This is a genomic window from Mesorhizobium sp. M1D.F.Ca.ET.231.01.1.1, assembly GCF_003999155.2.
GTDB lineage: Bacteria > Pseudomonadota > Alphaproteobacteria > Rhizobiales > Rhizobiaceae > Mesorhizobium.
On sequence record NZ_RZOZ02000006.1, the window covers coordinates 281,708 to 297,994 of the forward strand.

The 16,287-nt window shown below is 65.7% G+C and carries 19 protein-coding genes; 8 read left to right on the forward strand and 11 right to left on the reverse strand.

The genetic code is table 11. The annotated features are described in order from the left end of the window. Positions 1-116 precede the first annotated feature (116 nt). The 5 genes from EN874_RS18565 (at position 117) to EN874_RS18585 (ending at position 3,250) form a co-directional block, all read left to right on the forward strand. Positions 117-974 (forward strand): S49 family peptidase, encoded by an 858-nt coding sequence (locus tag EN874_RS18565; protein WP_127426387.1) that lies wholly within the window; start codon positions 117-119, stop codon positions 972-974. An 83-nt stretch (positions 975-1,057) separates the two neighbouring features. After that, positions 1,058-1,243 carry a hypothetical protein gene (locus EN874_RS18570; RefSeq protein ID WP_135884709.1) on the forward strand — a complete coding sequence of 62 codons (186 nt, stop codon included), beginning with the start codon at positions 1,058-1,060 and terminating at the stop codon, positions 1,241-1,243. A 25-nt stretch (positions 1,244-1,268) separates the two neighbouring features. After that, positions 1,269-2,150, forward strand: coding sequence for a 4-(cytidine 5'-diphospho)-2-C-methyl-D-erythritol kinase (locus tag EN874_RS18575; protein WP_127426389.1), 882 nt, complete (start codon positions 1,269-1,271; stop codon positions 2,148-2,150). Beyond that, positions 2,150-2,701: a molybdenum cofactor biosynthesis protein B gene (moaB, locus tag EN874_RS18580; RefSeq protein WP_127426390.1), complete on the forward strand. Its 552-nt coding sequence runs from the start codon at positions 2,150-2,152 to the stop codon at positions 2,699-2,701. Before EN874_RS18575 ends, moaB begins: the two co-directional genes overlap by 1 nt. A gap of 123 nt (positions 2,702-2,824) precedes the next feature. Then, a complete protein-coding gene (locus EN874_RS18585) occupies positions 2,825-3,250 on the forward strand; it encodes an aldehyde-activating protein (protein WP_127426391.1) in 426 nt (141 codons plus the stop codon). A 27-nt stretch (positions 3,251-3,277) separates the two neighbouring features. On the opposite strand, the gene EN874_RS18590 is transcribed toward EN874_RS18585, so the two are convergent. Both EN874_RS18590 and EN874_RS18595 read right to left on the reverse strand, forming a co-directional pair. Beyond that, a complete protein-coding gene (locus EN874_RS18590; RefSeq protein WP_127426392.1) occupies positions 3,278-4,252 on the reverse strand; it encodes a hypothetical protein in 975 nt (324 codons plus the stop codon). A gap of 173 nt (positions 4,253-4,425) precedes the next feature. Further along, entirely contained in the window at positions 4,426-4,929 is a 504-nt protein-coding gene (locus tag EN874_RS18595; RefSeq protein ID WP_127426393.1) for a glycosyltransferase, read from the reverse strand. 149 nt (positions 4,930-5,078) lie between these two features. On the opposite strand from EN874_RS18595, the gene EN874_RS18600 reads away from it, so the two are divergent. Both EN874_RS18600 and EN874_RS18605 read left to right on the forward strand, forming a co-directional pair. Continuing rightward, the gene (locus EN874_RS18600; RefSeq protein ID WP_126085295.1) at positions 5,079-6,233 is read left to right on the forward strand and encodes a PA0069 family radical SAM protein; all 1,155 of its coding nucleotides are present in this window, start codon (positions 5,079-5,081) and stop codon (positions 6,231-6,233) included. Between the two features lie 159 nt (positions 6,234-6,392). Next, positions 6,393-7,091 carry a ribonuclease HII gene (locus EN874_RS18605; protein WP_127426394.1) on the forward strand — a complete coding sequence of 233 codons (699 nt, stop codon included), beginning with the start codon at positions 6,393-6,395 and terminating at the stop codon, positions 7,089-7,091. 294 nt (positions 7,092-7,385) lie between these two features. On the opposite strand, the gene EN874_RS18610 is transcribed toward EN874_RS18605, so the two are convergent. The 7 genes from EN874_RS18610 to EN874_RS18640 form a co-directional block, all read right to left on the reverse strand. Further along, the gene (locus EN874_RS18610; RefSeq protein WP_127426395.1) at positions 7,386-7,877 is read right to left on the reverse strand and encodes a F0F1 ATP synthase subunit B; all 492 of its coding nucleotides are present in this window, start codon (positions 7,875-7,877) and stop codon (positions 7,386-7,388) included. A gap of 10 nt (positions 7,878-7,887) precedes the next feature. Beyond that, a complete protein-coding gene (locus EN874_RS18615) occupies positions 7,888-8,469 on the reverse strand; it encodes a F0F1 ATP synthase subunit B (protein ID WP_127426396.1) in 582 nt (193 codons plus the stop codon). Positions 8,470-8,531: 62 nt separating this feature from the next. Beyond that, complete coding sequence (locus tag EN874_RS18620) at positions 8,532-8,756, reverse strand: F0F1 ATP synthase subunit C (RefSeq protein ID WP_027164582.1); 225 nt, start codon at positions 8,754-8,756, stop codon at positions 8,532-8,534. Positions 8,757-8,837: 81 nt separating this feature from the next. Further along, on the reverse strand, positions 8,838-9,596 hold the full coding sequence (locus EN874_RS18625) for a F0F1 ATP synthase subunit A (RefSeq protein WP_126085299.1): 759 nt from the start codon (positions 9,594-9,596) through the stop codon (positions 8,838-8,840). A 65-nt stretch (positions 9,597-9,661) separates the two neighbouring features. Then, positions 9,662-10,054 carry an AtpZ/AtpI family protein gene (locus EN874_RS18630; protein ID WP_126085300.1) on the reverse strand — a complete coding sequence of 131 codons (393 nt, stop codon included), beginning with the start codon at positions 10,052-10,054 and terminating at the stop codon, positions 9,662-9,664. A 290-nt stretch (positions 10,055-10,344) separates the two neighbouring features. Further along, positions 10,345-11,526, reverse strand: coding sequence for a cell wall hydrolase (locus EN874_RS18635; protein ID WP_127426397.1), 1,182 nt, complete (start codon positions 11,524-11,526; stop codon positions 10,345-10,347). A gap of 147 nt (positions 11,527-11,673) precedes the next feature. Next, positions 11,674-12,969: an MFS transporter gene (locus tag EN874_RS18640; protein WP_127426398.1), complete on the reverse strand. Its 1,296-nt coding sequence runs from the start codon at positions 12,967-12,969 to the stop codon at positions 11,674-11,676. Between the two features lie 108 nt (positions 12,970-13,077). On the opposite strand from EN874_RS18640, the gene EN874_RS18645 reads away from it, so the two are divergent. Further along, a complete protein-coding gene (locus tag EN874_RS18645) occupies positions 13,078-13,998 on the forward strand; it encodes a LysR substrate-binding domain-containing protein (RefSeq protein WP_127426399.1) in 921 nt (306 codons plus the stop codon). A 113-nt stretch (positions 13,999-14,111) separates the two neighbouring features. On the opposite strand, the gene der is transcribed toward EN874_RS18645, so the two are convergent. Then, positions 14,112-15,542, reverse strand: coding sequence for a ribosome biogenesis GTPase Der (gene der / locus EN874_RS18650; protein WP_127426400.1), 1,431 nt, complete (start codon positions 15,540-15,542; stop codon positions 14,112-14,114). 6 nt (positions 15,543-15,548) lie between these two features. Further along, positions 15,549-16,214 (reverse strand): tetratricopeptide repeat protein, encoded by a 666-nt coding sequence (locus EN874_RS18655; RefSeq protein ID WP_127426401.1) that lies wholly within the window; start codon positions 16,212-16,214, stop codon positions 15,549-15,551. Positions 16,215-16,287: the final 73 nt, after the last annotated feature.

A 16,287-nucleotide genomic window follows, 5' to 3' on the forward strand; every position in this document is an offset into this window, starting at 1 on the left:
GCGCGACATGCATCGGTCGGCACTACGGCATTGCCGTTGGCCGGCGAATTCCTACATGCCGGGAGCAAGGATGAGTTCTCACCTTGCTCTTGCACCTCTTCTGGAGACAAGTTTTCGTGAAACGCTTCTTCAACCGCCTGCTGCCGAAATCCTGGCGCTCGACAGTCGTCACCATTCCCGTCATCCGGCTGCATGGCACCATCCTGCCCGGCGGCGGCCAGTTCCGGCCGAGCCTGTCGCTCGCCTCGACGGCCGGCATGATCGAAAAGGCGTTCGGCTTCGACGCGCCGGCGATCGCGATCTCGATCAACTCGCCGGGCGGCTCGCCGGTGCAGTCGCGGCTGATCTTCAAGCGCATCCGCGATCTGGCGGCGGAAAAGAACAAGAAGGTGCTGGTCTTCGTCGAGGATGTGGCGGCTTCCGGCGGCTACATGATCGCGATCGCCGGCGACGAGATCTTCGCCGACCCGTCCTCGATTGTCGGCTCGATCGGCGTGGTCTCGGCATCGTTCGGCTTCCCGGAACTGATGAAGAAGATCGGCGTCGAGCGGCGCGTGCATACCGCCGGCCAGAACAAGGCCGTGCTCGACCCCTTCAAGCCCGAGAAGAAGGAGGACGTCGAGCGGCTGAAGGCGCTGCAGCTCGAAGTGCACGAGACCTTCATCGATCTCGTCAGGGAACGGCGCGGCACCAAGCTCAAGGACGATCCGGACCTGTTCACCGGCCTGTTCTGGACCGCCAAGAAGGGGCTGGAGCTCGGTCTCGTCGATGCGCTGGGCGACATGCGCAGCGTGCTCAAGACCCGTTTCGGCGACAAGACCCAGCTCAAGCTGATCACCGCGCCGCGCGGGCTTTTCGGCCGTTTCGGCCTGTTCGGCTCGCGCTTCTCTGCGCCCGACATCGCCGCGGCAGTCGCCAGCGGCGCCATCGATGCGGCGGAAGAGCGCGCGCTGTGGGCGCGCTTCGGGCTTTGAAAACGCCATGAAAGCGTCTAGCATAATCGCTTAACCGACCCGTACGGCCGGCCTTGCCGCGCAAACGCGGAAGGAGTTTCGACATGCCGCAGATCATTTTCTTCGTTGTCGTCGGCGCGACCGCCTATTTCGGCTATCGCGCGTTCATCCGCGAGGCCGAGCGCGTGACGGCCAAGACCCGGCGCACCGAGAAACAGGCGGCCAACGGCACGATGGGCACGCTGGTCAAGGACCCCAAGACCGGCGAATACCGTCTGGCCAAGGACTGAACCCATCTCGCCAGCAGCCGACATTCTGGAGCCCGAGGCCAAGTCCCGGACATGGCTTGCGCCTGCCAAGATCAACCTGGCGCTGCATGTGACCGGCAGGCGCGCCGACGGCTACCACCTGCTCGACAGCCTTGCGGTCTTCACCCGCTTCGGCGACCGGCTGCAGATCGAGCCGGCCGAGCGCGACGCTTTCTCGGTATCTGGCCCCTTCGCCGCCGGCGTGCCGCTCGATGACAGCAATCTGGTGGTGAAGGCGCGCGACGCCTTGCGGCGGGAAGCCGGTGCGGCACGCACCCCGCCCGTCGCCATCCGGTTGGAAAAGAACCTGCCGATCGCTTCCGGCGTCGGCGGCGGATCGAGCGACGCGGCGGCCGCGCTCAACGGCCTTTCGCACCTATGGAACCTCGATATCGACGAAGCCGGACTGGCGCGGATCGGCCTGTCGCTCGGCGCCGACCTGCCGATGTGCCTCAAGGCAAGGCCGCTGATTGCGCGCGGCATCGGCGATGACTTGTCGCCGCTGGCTGGCTTTCCGGCGCTGGCGCTAGTTCTGGTCAATCCGGGTGTCGCCGTCTCGACGCCGGACGTGTTCAAGGCGCTTGCCAGGCGCGACAGCGAGCCGTTGCCGCCACTGCCCGGCCGCCTCGACTTCCACACGATCTGGAACTGGCTGGAGACCACGCGCAACGATCTCGAGCCAGCCGCGCGTTCGATCCAGCCGGCAATCGGCGAAACGCTCAAGGCGCTCAAGAAGGCAGGCGCCGCCTTCGCCCGCATGTCGGGCTCCGGCGCCACCTGTTTCGGCCTGTTCGAGACCGGCAATGTCGCCAAGCGCGCGGCGATCGACATCCGCGGCCGCCATCCCGGCTGGTTCGTCGCCGCGACGCGCAGCATGGAGGCCGACTGATGGCCAACGACAGCCGGCCCTTCATCCCGGTGCGCATCGCGGTGCTGACGGTTTCCGACACGCGCAGCCTCGCCGACGACAAATCGGGGCAGACGCTGGCCGACCGCATCGTGGAAGCCGGCCACATATTGGCCGCGCGCGACATCGTCACCGACGATCGCGAAAAGATCCGCGAAAAGGTGCTCGGCTGGTCGAAGGACGAGGCGGTCGATGTCGTCATCACCACCGGCGGCACCGGCTTCACCGGTCGCGACGTGACGCCGGAGGCGCTGGAGCCGATCTTCGAAAAGCGCATGGACGGCTTTTCGGAAGTCTTCCACCGCATCTCCTATGACAAGATCGGCACCTCGACGATTCAGAGCCGGGCGACGGGCGGTGTCGTCAACGCCACCTTCGTCTTCGTGCTGCCGGGCTCGCCGGGCGCCTGCAAGGACGCCTGGGACGGCATCATCAAGGCACAGCTCGACTACAGGCACATGCCCTGCAACTTCGTCGAGATCATGCCGCGGCTGGACGAGCATCTCAGGCGTGGCGGCAAACCCGCCTCGTAAAGCACGGGCAAACCATCCAATCGGCATCCGGTTTGCAGACGGAATGGCGCTCCCGCCTTCGAGGCGCCATTCCGAAGCCGATGCCGGCGAAGTACCTTGTGCCGTGAAGCAAGGGACCGCGCCATGACCGTGCACAACGGCGGATGCCATTGCGGCAATATCCGCCTGAGCTTCTCCACCGCGCTCGATCCGGCCGCAATGGAAATCCGAGCCTGCCAGTGTTCGTTCTGCACCCGGCATGGCTCGCGTGCCGCCGCCGATCCGGGCGGGCGTCTGGCCATTTCGGTCGAAGACAAAGCACGGCTGCAGGTCTACCGCTTCGGCCTGCGCACCGCCGACTATCTCATCTGCCGCGAATGCGGCGTCTATGTCGCGGCGATCGCCGGCGACGGTACCGAGGCCAGGGCGATCGTCAACGTCAACGCGCTCGACGACCGCGAGCTATTCTGTCGCGAGCCGATCCCCGTCCGCTATGACGCCGAGACGCGCGAGCAGCGGCTGGCCAGGCGCCGCAGCGCCTGGATGCCGGTCGAAGTCCACGGGATATGAGAGCGGCCGAACTCGCGAATGCCGCAATCAGCGGATGACCGGCTCACCGTGGAAGCGGCGGCGCGAGGGCTTGGAGACGCCGAAGCCGATTTCCATCATCAGCCGCGGCGTACGCGCGGGCACGGTGCCCATGTGGAAGCCGAACGGATCCTCGACGAAGCCGAGACCCGCCTCGCCCGTCAACGTGACCGGGCTTTGCGGACCGTAGACGTCCAGCACATCTTCTGCCGGATGGCCGACAAGAAGCGTCAGCTGATGCTTGAGCGCGCGGCGCTTGTGGCTGCCGCGGACATAGACATGCGGACCAGTGCCGGCATCGACCGGCACCAGGTAGAAGAAGAACTTCAGCATGCGCCAGTCGTCGAGGTCGAAATGATATTTGCCGAGCGAGGCGAGGTTCTTGTCGGCGTCGGAAGCCTTGCCGGTCGGAAAGCTCCACCAGACGCGCGTGGTGATCAGCTTTGCCTGGGCGCCGAGATAGTGCCGGGCGACGTCGAGGAGCAGCGGGTCTTTCTGGACGGCCAGGGCCGCGGGGCAATCCAGGATGCGCTCGAAGAAATGTCCGCTGAGCAGGGAGCGGCCGAAACGCTTCTCCGCCTCGGCATGGTCGCCCGGTATGAATTCGAGACGGCGGTCGAAATTGCCGAAACAGGGCGTGCGCTGCGCGAAAGCGGCGATCTCCTCATGGATCGACGGCGGCAGCATGAAGCCCGAAAACAAACCCTCCGAACGCAGCGCCTCGACCACCGCCTCGCGATCGGTGCCGGTGAACATGGTCTTTTCCGTGTTGTCTGACGGACCGGCCCGTTTGGCGCCCAGCCAATGCATTCGGCGCCCGGGTATGGTGCGCGCCAGCATGAACATCGGCAACCAGGCAGGGTTTTCGCGAAGATCCGTCATATAGGTCGGGATGCGCACGGCGATGCGCTTGAACAGGCTGCCGTTGCGGGCGATCGCATCCAGGCTGGTCGCGCCGGAATTGTCTGGGGGAGTAAGATTCATCGGGTCCTCATATGCATGCGTCCGACGAAACGACAGTTGCCTATCGCTTCGGCACTACCCAATCCCGATTGTCCCGCATGGGAAGAGTGCTAACCTCACCTTCGATTTTGTGCAATGCACAATAAGCGACGGCTGATTTAGCTGCCCGGCTTTTCCTCTTGCGGGCGCAGGCATCACTTCGGCGGCGCCACCCAGATTTCGGCGTTGAGCCTTCTGGTGGCCAGGCCGCGCGCCAGGGCTTCGGCGCTGCGCGCGCTTTTCGCCAGTGCCGCAGCCTGGCGCTTGCTGATGACGAGACCTTCGGCCAACGCCCGGTTGCCTGAAAAGACCCGGGCCAGAAATGGCGCGCGATTGCCGCGGGCACGTGAAAACCGCGCCGGCATGGTCTGCCTTGCCGTATGGGCGGCGACCTCCTCGATCCAGCCTTCGGCCAGCCGCGCGCCGGGCTCGAGCAGCAGCAGCCAGTCGCCCTTGGCCTGGCCGATGCCGGCCGCGATGCCGCCGGCCACATAGTGGCAGCCGGCATGCTCGGCGACGTAGTGCGTCTGGTCGGTCGAGCCGGTGTCGCAAACGATGACGTCGCGCACCACACCTTCGACCGCGCCGCCGATCAGCGAGGCGAGCGTACGGGCAAGGCCTTCTTCGTCGTTCCGAGTTTCGATGAGAACGCTGAGCATTCCTAGCCGAATAGCGGAAAGCCGGGCGCTGCGCCAGTTGCGCGTTCCAGTCGAAAAAGTTCTTGCTTTGTTCTCATCGGCGAAATAGGAATAGTTTCATGAACAGAGCGATTCGACAGCCTGCCGACAGTCCCTGGGAGAGGGCGAAAATGGAACAGATCGTGCGCGCCGACATTGCCGCTTTCGGAGCCGGCAGGGCCGAGATGGCCAACGCGATGATGGAACAGAGCGGCATGCGCGTGCGCCCCGAGCGCAACCGCGGACGCTCTGCCGGCATCAATCCGTCCGGCCGCTTCGAGCCGGTCAGCCGGCATGTGTTCGACGACGGCTGGAACTCGCTGGAGGAACTGCCGCCGTTCAAGACGGAGGTGCAGGTCGAGAAGCCGCGGACCATCATCACGCGCAACGAGTCGCCGGACATCTCCTTCGACCGTTCGATCAACCCCTATCGCGGCTGCGAGCATGGCTGCGTCTACTGCTTCGCCAGGCCGACGCATGCCTTCATGGGCCTGTCGCCGGGGCTCGATTTCGAATCGAAGCTCTTCGCCAAGCCGGATGCCGCACGCATGCTCGACAGGGAATTGTCGAAGCCCGGCTACCAGCCGCGCACCATCGCCATCGGCACCAATACCGATCCCTACCAGCCGATCGAGAAGCAGTACCGGATCATGCGCGAGATCCTGGAAGTACTGGAGGCGCGCGGCCATCCGGTCGGCATCGTCACCAAGTCGGCGCTGGTGACGCGCGACATCGACATCCTGTCGCGCATGGCCGAACGCGGCCTCGCCAAGGTGGCGCTGTCGGTGACGACGCTGGACCGCATGCTGGCGAGGACGATGGAGCCGCGCGCATCGACCCCGACGAAGCGGCTGGAGGCGATAAGGCAGCTTTCGGATGCCGGCGTCCCCGCTTCGGTAATGGTGGCGCCGATCGTTCCCGGACTCACCGATCCGGAGCTGGAGCGCATCCTCGATTCTGCGCGCGCCGCCGGCGCCAGGGAAGCCGGCTATGTCGTGCTGCGGCTGCCGCTCGAGGTGGCGCCGATCTTCAAGGACTGGCTCCTGCGGCATTATCCGGATCGCTACCGGCATGTGATGTCGCTGATCCGCTCGATGCGCGATGGCAAGGATTACGATTCTGAATGGGGCAAGCGCATGAAGGGCGCCGGACCCTACGCCTGGCAGATCGGCCGGCGCTTCGAGATCGCCGCCAAGCGGCTCGGCCTCAATGCCGAGCGACGGCAGCTTCGGACCGACCAGTTCGTCGCAGGCTCCGGCGCCGGCGAGCAGTTGATGCTGCTTTGACGAAGACAAGCCAGGGCGTGGCCTAGTGGCTGTGCCCTGCCCCACAATCCCGTCCGGCCCCTGTCCCCCGGCCGTGAGACGGTGCCCTCCCGGTCCGACGCCCCATCCGATCCGGAGGGACTTGCGGAGAATCGGAGCCGATGCGAACCTCGCCGCACCATGGCTCGCGCGCGTTCCGATTCTCCGCTTCTCTTTGAAATGGTCGAAAAGCCCGACTTCTCGATCGAGACGAAGGCGATGGCCGACGGGCTATGGCCGGTGGCGGGCATGGATGAGGCTGGCCGCGGGCCGCTCGCCGGTCCGGTGGTGGCGGCGGCGGTCGTGCTCAACCCCGCGAACATTCCCGAGGGGCTCGACGATTCCAAGCGCCTCACCCATCTGCAGCGCGAGGCGCTGTTCCTGAAAATCCTGGGCTCGGCGCTCAGCGTCTCGATGGCGTCGATCAGCGCCGAAGGCATCGACAACAGCAATATTCTGAAAGCCAGCCTGGAAGCGATGCGCCGCGCCGCAGCCGGCCTGTCCTTGCGGCCGAAACTGGCTTTGGCCGACGGCCGCGACGTGCCGCCTGGGCTGCCCTGCGAGGGCCGCGCGCTGATCAAGGGCGACCAGCGCTCGCAATCCATCGCCGCCGCCTCGATCGTCGCCAAGGTGATGCGCGACCGCATGATGTGCGGCTGCGGCGGCCATCACGAGCACTACGGCTTCGAGGTGCATATGGGCTATGCAACCGTCCGGCACCGGAGCGCAATCGAGACGCATGGGCCGGTGGCGAGACTGCACCGCGCCTCGTTCGCGCCATTCCGGCTGGGCGGGGTCGAGGTCGCGGAAGAGGAAGAGAGCTTCGCCGGGATGGAGTGAGCGACGGCGCCGGTGACGGCTGATCTCCCCCCTTGTGGGGGAGATGTCCGGCAGACAGAGGGGGGCGCTGTCCCGCCGACCTGTCAGCAAGTGGCGCGAATTCACTGCACAGCTTGCACCCAATCCAGCACATACGGATGAGAGGCCGCGATCCTTCGCGCCCCCCCTCTGCCCTGCCGGGCATCTCCCCCACAAGGGGGGAGATTGGCAGCTCCGGCGCTTCGCTCCATCTCCAAACAAAAAAGCCGCCGGGTTGCCCAGGCGGCTTTCTGATTTGAATAACTGTGAAGCTCGTCAGTTCAGCTTGGCCTTCATATCCTGCAGCGCGGACTTGAACAGGTCCGCGCCGGCCTTGGCGTCGACCTTGGCAGCCAGCAGCGCGCGGGCGGCCTCGACGGCGATGTCGACGGCGCTGGCGCGCACCTCGCCGATCGCTTCGCGCTCGGCCTGGCTGATCTTCTGCTCGGCGAGCGCGGTGCGCCGGGCAACATAGTCCTCGGTCTTCTTGTGCGCCTCGGAGGCAAGGAGCTCGGCCTCGCGCTTGGCGGCGGCGACGATGTCGGCAGCCTCCTTCTCGGCTTCCTTGCGCTTCTGCTGGTATTGGCCGAGCAACTGCTGGGCCTCCTCACGCAGGCGGCGCGCTTCCTCGAGCTCGCTGCTGATCTTGGCCGCGCGGGCGTCGAGCGACTTGGCGAGCATGCCCGGCACCTTCAGATAGATGATGGCGCCGAGGAAGATGATCAGGGCAATCGTGGCCCAGAGTGTCGCGAGTGATGTGGCGTCCATGATGCCCTCCTCACCGGGTCGCGGATTTGACAGCGGCCGAAACCTCGGCCTTGTCGGTCTTGGTGCCGACCAGCGCCTCGACGATGGCCGACGTTGTGTCCTCGGCGATCGTGCCGACTTCCTTCATCGCCTTGGCCTTGATCGAGGCGATGCTCGCCTCGGCCTCGCCGAGCTTCTTCTCGAGTTCCCCCTCGAGCTTCTTGCGCGTGCTTTCGGCTTCGGTCTTGGCTGCGTCGCTCGCCTGCTGGCCGATCTTGTTGGCGTTGGCCTTGGCTTCCGCCAGCTCCTGCTCATAGGCGGCAACGGCAGCGTCCGCTTCGCCCTTCAGCCTTGCGGCGTGGTCGAGATCCTGCGTGATGCGATCGTTGCGGACATCGATGATACCGCCGACGCGCGGCATCACAACCCGCTTCAGGAACAGATAGAAGAGCCCGAAAGTGATGACCAGCCACAGGATCTGCGACGGGAAGGTCTCGGCATTGAACGGCGGGAACGTGCCATGCTCTTCGGTAGGCACGGCGGTGCCCGCATGCGTCTCGCCTTCGGCCGCGGCTGGCGCGGTTTCTTGCGCAAAGGCAGATGTCACGAACATCTCATTCCCCTGTCCATACGGCGGGGCCGCACCATGCGGCCCCTTTCGTCAGCGCGTGCTTCTTACTTGAAGACCAGGAGCAGCGCGATGAGGAGCGAGAAGATGCCCAGAGCTTCGGTCACGGCGAAGCCGAAGATCAGGCGGCCGAACTGGCCGTCCGCAGCCGACGGGTTGCGCAGGGCGCCCGAGAGGTAGCTGCCGAAGATGTTGCCGAGGCCGATGCCCGCGCCGCCCATGCCGATGCAGGCGATACCAGCGCCGATAGCAGCTGCTGCAGTTGCGTCCATTTCAAAACTCCTGTGGTTTTCGGTAATCGTTGCGGTTGGTACGTTGGGTAATGCTGGCGCCGGGGCGCCGGTGAAAATCGGTCAGTGGCTCGGGTGCAGAGCGTCGTTCAGGTACATGCAGGTCAGCACCGCGAAGACGTAGGCCTGCAGGAAGGCGACCAGCAGTTCCAGCGCGGTCAGCGCGACAGCCATTGCGAGCGGCAGGACCGAGCCGGCGATGCCGACCGCGCCCAGCGCGCTGAGGCTGACGACGAAGCCCGAAAACACCTTCAGCGTGATGTGACCGGCCAGCATGTTGGCGAAAAGACGAACCGAGAGGCTGACGGGACGCGAGACGAATGAAATAATCTCGATCGCCACCACCAGCGGCAGGAGATAGCCGGGCACGCCATGCGGCACGAACAGCTTGAGGAAGCCGAAGCCGTGCTTGGCGAAGCCGTAGACCAGGACGGTGCCGATGACCAGCGCGGCCAGCGTGAAGGTGACGATGATGTGGCTGGTGACAGTGAAGAAATAGGGGAACAGGCCGATCAGGTTGGCGACCAGCACGAACATGAACAGCGAGAACACCAGCGGGAAGAACTGCATGCCCTGCTTGCCGGCCGCGTCGCGCAGCATATTGCCAACGAACTCATAGGCCATTTCCGAGACCGACTGCAGGCGGCCCGGGATGAGCGCGCGGCTGGCGGTGCTCATGTAGAGGAAGGCGGAAGCGACGATGACCGTCACAACCATGAACAGGGCGGAGTTGGTGAAGGAGACGTCGTAGCCGCCGATATGGAGCGGGATGATCGGATGGATCTGGAACTGGTGGATCGGATCGACCTTGTCAGCAGCCACTTTAAATCCCCGTCAAAGCCACAACCGGCTTCTTAAGTTTCTTTCGCGCCTTGCGGCGCCTCATCTCATTCCTTCGGCTCGCGCGGCGTACCGCCCTGACCGAACTGTGGCGCCAGTCCCGCCGAACGCAGGACATTGAGTATGCCGGCGCCAAAACCCAGCAACAGGCCGACAATCAGACCCCATGGCGCCGTTCCGGCCAAGCGGTCGATGATCCAGCCCAAGCCGACACCAACCACCACTCCGGCGATGAACTCGCTGGACAGCTTCAGTGCCTGACCGTATCCGGTCGCAGCGTTCGCTTCGTCTTTCCCCTCGAGCCGGTCCGTGCGTCTTGTCGCTAGCGATGCTTCAAGCTCGCGCCGGCGGCGCTCAAGTTCGTCGTCGCGGATGGTGGCTTCTGGCTGCCTGCCGCGGCCGGTTTCTCCGGTTCCGTCTGGCCTGTTTTCGTCGGCCATCGCAACCCCCCTGCCCGGGCAGACGATCACCGTCCGTCCGCTTCTAAAGTCGCCGGCAACATAGTTAGAGGGTCCGCGCCCGTCAAGCCACGGGCCGAACTTCAAAGCGATGTATTTTCCAATTTAAAATCAATGGCTTATTTGGGTGCGACATCGTGCCCGTCACGCACGCGCGAGGACTCGGCGCGAATCCGCCCGGCAAGCCGCGCCGATCGGCGTGCGCGGCGAGCGACAAACGGCCTTGACGAAGGGCGTCGATTGAGCGGCTTGGTTCGAGCCGCCTAAACGGCTCAACTCCAGCCGCCGCCATAGGTGCGGTAGAAGATATGCAGGCCGATCCTGGTCATCCGATGCATGGCGCGCGCCCAGCCGGGATGCACATAATTGGCGTAGTAATGCGTGGAGGATCCGACCTCCGGGATGAAGATCTTGCCGGCGGTCACCGCCATGGCGACATCCTGGGCGGTCTTGTAGGCGACCGGGTCGTTGATGCGCTTCTTCCTGCCGTCGCAGGCGAAGGAGAACTGGCAGCGGTTGAACCAGTTGTCGTTCTGGTAGACGACGCCGCAGATCGTCTTCGGATAGGCTGGGTTGCGGACGCGGTTGAGAATCACCTGCGCCACCGCGGCCTGGCCGCGCACCGGTTCGCTGCGCGCCTCGAAATAGATGCCCTTGGCAAGGCATTCCTGTTCCGGCCTGGAAAAGACGGCCGCCGGCAGCGGGTTCTGCATCCAGGCGTGGTCGCCCTTGCCCATCGGCGGAATGAAGCGGCCGTCGTTCGGATCGTCCTGCAGCAGCGCTTCGAAGGGTGAGGCCTTGGCGTAGTCGGGCGCCGATTGGGCATAGGCGGTGGCGAGGACGTCGGGCTTGTCGTTGTTGACGAGCGCAACGAGGGCCGCCGGCAAGTCTGGATCGGGCTTCTTGTCCTCGCGGATGTGGAAGGCCTGGGCGATCTGGATCTCCTTGCCCTTGATGCCGGGCTTGGCGAAAGTGAGCTTCAGGCCACTGTCCATCGCGGGACGGAGCAGCGAGGAGGTGCGCTCGAAGATCGAGCCGGCGCTGAAATTCTTCGGCGGCGCCACCGGCGAGACCTGGACGAGGCGGCCCTTCTTGTCGGCACGCACGACGCGATCCTCGTCGGGCGTGGCGCCGGCGACATTGCCCTTGCCGCGCAACGCCACCGTGCCGACGCCCGGCAATGCCACGCCGGAGCCGGAGATCGAGCCCGTGGCGGCCGAATCGACGAACGGCATCTCGGCGGCATGCACCGAACCGGCGACGGATTTTTCGACATAGGCGTTCCAGCGATGGCTGGGCGATTCCAGACCCGAAACAAGGCTTGCCATGTCCTGGTAGGCGACGACGGAGGGGGAGCCGACCCAGAAGCCGAGCCCCAGAACCAAAGGAGGAAGGAAGGAACGTTTATTCGCAACGGCGGCGGCGACGAGCCGCATAAAAACGCGTCGATGCACGGAACTCTCCAGAAACGCTACTGACCCCGGAGAGCCAAAATGAAGCATTAACCTTGATGGTCGGTTAACGGCATCGATCGTGTTTTTTTCGTGTTGGAGACAAGCCGGCCCCCCTGCCGCGGAAAGCCGGCCGGGAATCAGGCTGGGTTAATCAGGCTCGGTGCTTCGGGTTGGGCGCAGGAAGATCGGCCAGGCAATCGCCGCGCAGGTCGCGGCTGCCAGCCATACGCCGGGCCAGGCGCATAGCAGCAAGAGCCATGGAATGGCGATCGGCACCAGGCAGAAGCCGACGAAGACGAGCGTGTTGGCGAGGCTGAGCGCGGTGCCGACATGGCCGGCGCCGGCAAGCGTCGCAAGCTCGGTATAGGCGACGCCGTGCCAGGCCGAGACGGAGATGCCGGCCACGACCACCATGGCGGGAAGGAGCGGCATCAGCGCCGGCTGCGTGGACGCCGCGATCACCAGCAGCCAGAGGACCAGGAACGCCAGCGCGCTGAACACGCTGCAGAATTTCAAGAACGGCCGGCGGTTGCCGTGGCGGTCGGTGAAGCGGCCGCTCCAGACGCGCATCACCATGGCGCCGGTCTGCACGGCGGCGAGGCTGGCGCTCGTCACCCATGTGCCCATGCCGGCGAAGTCGTGCAGGAAGACGGCGGCGAAGGTGAGCACCGCCACCTGCGGGAAGCAGAGCAGGCCAATGGCCGTCGAGATGCGCCAGACCTCGATGTTGCGCAGCGGCGCCGGACCGCTCGTCGCGGCGGCGGCGTGCGCGTCGCCTTGCGTCGGCGGTTCGTGCAGCCAGCGCCAGGCGAAGGAAGCCGAGAGGGCGGAGAGAGCCGCAAGCAGGCCGAAGACAGCGGCGAAGCCGAAGTCCAACGCGAGCGAAGGCAGCACGAGCGCGCCGAGCCCGCCGCCGAGCGGCACCGCCGTCTGCCTGATGCTCATGGCAAAGCCGCGCTCGCCTTCGCCGAACCAGCCCATGATGGCGCGGCCGCTGGAGCCGTTGACGCTGCCGCCGAGCAGGCCCGCAACCAGCAGGCTTGCCGACAGCAGCGTGACGCCGGGAACCGCAAGCTTGGTCGGCACGACGAGCATCGCCATGACGAGAAGCCATGCCGCTGTCGCGCCGAGCCCGGTCAGCAGCACGCGGCGGTCGCCCCAACGGTCGGTGAGCAGGCCCCAGGGCAATTCGCTCAACGCCACGCCGAGGCCGAGAAGCCCGAGCGCCAGTCCAAGCCAGGCATTGTCGAGCTGATAGCCCTGGCGCATCGCCACAGCGGTCGCCGGTATGCCGGAGAAGGTGGCGGAAAAGCCGGCATTGGCCGCGACACCGATGCCCAGCACCTTCCAGCGATGGTTGGGTCCGAAGCTCCGGCCGGCCGAGCCGGCGGAGGGGCCTGTTTCTGGCGGATCGCAATCGGTAGGTGTGACGATGGCGGACATAATTCCATTCCCCGTTGACTGGCCTTGACGGGACGGATGTAGCGCCGTAGCTTCATTCGAAAAATCAGGAAGTTTTTGATCAACAATCCTGAAAACAAGGACAATTCCATGCGGCGCGTCACTTTCGATCTCGACGTCCTCAGGACTTTCGTCACCGGCATGGAACTTGGCAGCTTCGCCAAGGCGGCCGAGCGGCTCGGCCGCTCGACTTCAGCGGTGAGCGCGCAGTTGAAAAAGCTGGAGGAGCAGGCGGCGACGCCGATCTTCCGCAAGGCGGGGCGCGGCCTGGCGCTCACCGAAGCCGGCGAGACCATGCTCGGCTATGCGCGGCGCCTGATCGAGCTCAATGACGAGGCGGCCTCCGCCATCCGTGACGTCGAATTGGAAGGCTGGGTGCGGCTCGGCCTGCAGGAGGATTTTGGCGAAGCCGTGCTGCCGGAAGTGCTCGGCCGCTTCGCCCGAGCCCATCCCAAAGTGCGGATCGAGGCGCGGATCGGACGCAGCCACGAGCTTGCCGAGCGTGTCCTGTCCGGCAGCCTCGACATTGCCCTCGCCTGGCACGACGGCACGACCCTGCCCTACAGCCGGCATGTCGCCGACGTGCAGGCGCGCTGGATCGGTTCGGCGAAACCGATCGGGGCGGATGCACGCCAGGGCGAGGCGCTGCCGCTGGTGGTGTTCGAGGCGCCCTGCCTGCTGCGCACCGTGGCGACCGAGACGCTTGACCGCGCCGGGCTGGCCTGGCGCATGGCGTTCTCCAGCCCCAGCCTTGGCGGCATCTGGGCTGCGGTCGCGGCCGGCCTGGGGCTGACGATCCGCACCGATATCGGCCTGCCCGTCAATGTCAGGGCGCTCGCGCCCGGAGTGCTCGGCCTGCCGGCACTGCCGAAGATGGCGCTGCATCTGCACCAGAAGGATGCCGAACTCGATCCGGTGTCGGCGCGGCTGGCGGAGATTCTTTTGCAGGCGGCGATAGAGACGCTGCCGGAGGGGGCGCGAACCGGTGAGGGGTTGCGGGAGGTCGCGTGAGGTCTTGGCCGGCGCCTTTCGACTTCGTCATTCTAGGGCGAAGCAAGGAGCGAAGCGACGCGGCGCAGACCCGAGGATGACGAGGAACCCGGCTTTGCGACAATCACCGACTGTCAGCGCTTCTTCGCCCTACCTGCAAACGGATTGTCCGAGGTGCGCAGCGCCATGCGGATCGGCACGCCAGGCATGTCGAAGGCCTCGCGCAGGCTGTTCGATAGGTAGCGCACATAGGATTGCGGCATCGCATCCGGACGCGAGCACGACACCACGAAGCCAGGCGGGCGGGTCTTGGCCTGGGTGACGTATTTGATCTTCAGCCGGCGGCCGGCGACGGCGGGCGGTGGATGATGGGCGAGGATGCCTTCCAGCCAGCGGTTGAGCTTGCCGGTCGAGACGCGGCTGTTCCACACCCTGTGCGTCTTGATGACGGCATCCATCAACCGGTCGAGGCCGCGTCCGGTCTCGGCCGAGACCGTCACCGCCTGGATGCCGCGCACCTGGGGAAGAAGCCGCTCGGTCTTCTCGCGCAGCTCGGCGAGAAGCTCCTGCGGGCTGTCGATCAGGTCCCATTTGTTGAAGGCGATCACCGGCGCGCGGCCCTCGCGGATGATCAGGTCGGCGATCTGCAGATCCTGCTTCTCGAAGGGGATGGTGGCGTCGAGCACGATGATGACGATCTCGGCGAAGCGGATGGCGCGCAGGCCGTCCTGCACGGAGAGCTTCTCGAGCTTTTCCTGGACCTTGGACTTGCGCCGCATGCCGGCCGTGTCGAAGAGTTTTATGCGGCGGCCGCGCCAGTCCCAGTCGACCGAGATGGAATCGCGGGTGATGCCGGCTTCCGGCCCGGTCAGCAGCCGCTCCTCGCCGATCAGCGCATTGATCAGGGTCGACTTGCCGGCATTGGGGCGGCCGACGACAGCGATGCGCAACGGCTTGGTGTCGTCATAGGTTGCTTCAGCGTCCGGATCGGCGATGTCCTCGCCGATCAGCGCCTCGCTGACGGCGATCTCGTCGCCCGGCTCTTCCTCGTCCTCGCCGAAGGCGCGTTCCTCGCCAAGCGCGGCGATCACCGCGTCGCGCAAATCGGGCATCCCCTGGCCGTGCTCGGCCGAGACCGGGATCGGCTCGCCGAGGCCGAGCTCCCAGGCTTCCAGCATGCCGCCTTGCGCGCCGCGCGCTTCCGCCTTGTTGGCGACCAGCACCACCGGCTTGCCGGATTTGCGCACCACGTCGGCGAAGGTCCGGTCGTCGGGCATCAGGCCTGACTTGGCATCGACGGTGAAGAAGATCAGGTCGGCCTCGCGGATGGCGATCTCGGTCTGCTGGCGCATGCGGCCGGGCAGCGTGGAAGCCGCCGCATCCTCGAAGCCGGCGGTATCGATGACGTCGAAGTGAAGGTCGTAGAGCTTGGCGGCGTGCACGCGACGGTCGCGCGTCACGCCCGGCGTGTCGTCGACAAGCGCCAGCTTCTTTCCCACCAGCCGATTGAAAAGAGTCGATTTGCCGACGTTAGGCCGGCCGATGATGGCGACTTTGAAGCCCATCCGATATCACGAAGCGTTGCCCGACCCGCGGATCAGCTCGGCCATCAACTGCGCCCGCTGGCGCGCATTGCGCGGGGCACCGTCATCCGAAGCGATCTGGTCGAACAGTTTCAGCGCGTCCGCCGACTTGCCTTCCTTCCAGGCGGCAAGGCCGAGCGCCTCGCGCGCCGAACTGCGCAGCGGGTTGGTGTCGGCGGTGAGCGCCTCGACGCGGCTGGAGACGTCCGCAAACGACCCATGGTCGACCAGGAGCAGCGCCGCCCTCAGCCGGGCCATGTCGCGGATGCCGGCGGGAATGGCGCTGTCGGCGCCGACCTCGTCGAAATCCTTCACGGCGGCGTCGACATCGCCCTTGTCGGCCTTGACGGTCGCGGCGCGCATGCGGGCGAGCAGCGGATAGGCGCCGTAGCCATCCTTCTCCAGCTGATCGAGCGCGGCGATCGCCTCGTCGTTCTTGCCGTCATTGGCAAGCTTGAGCGCAGCCGAGAACGCATCTCCCGAGCGGTTGGCGCGGGTCTCGTCCCAATAGCGGTAGCCGACGACGGCAGCGGTCGCCAGCACGATCAGGATCGCGGCGCCGAGCAGGGCCGGACCAAAACGGTCCCACAGCTTCTGCGCCTGCTCGCGACGAATCTCTTCGTTCACTTCGCGGATAAAACTGTCGTCCGACATCAATCAAAAACCATTGCTGCCCCGGAACGGGGCGCTTCTTGAGCCCCGCGTTTTAGCGAAATTTTGTCGGCAT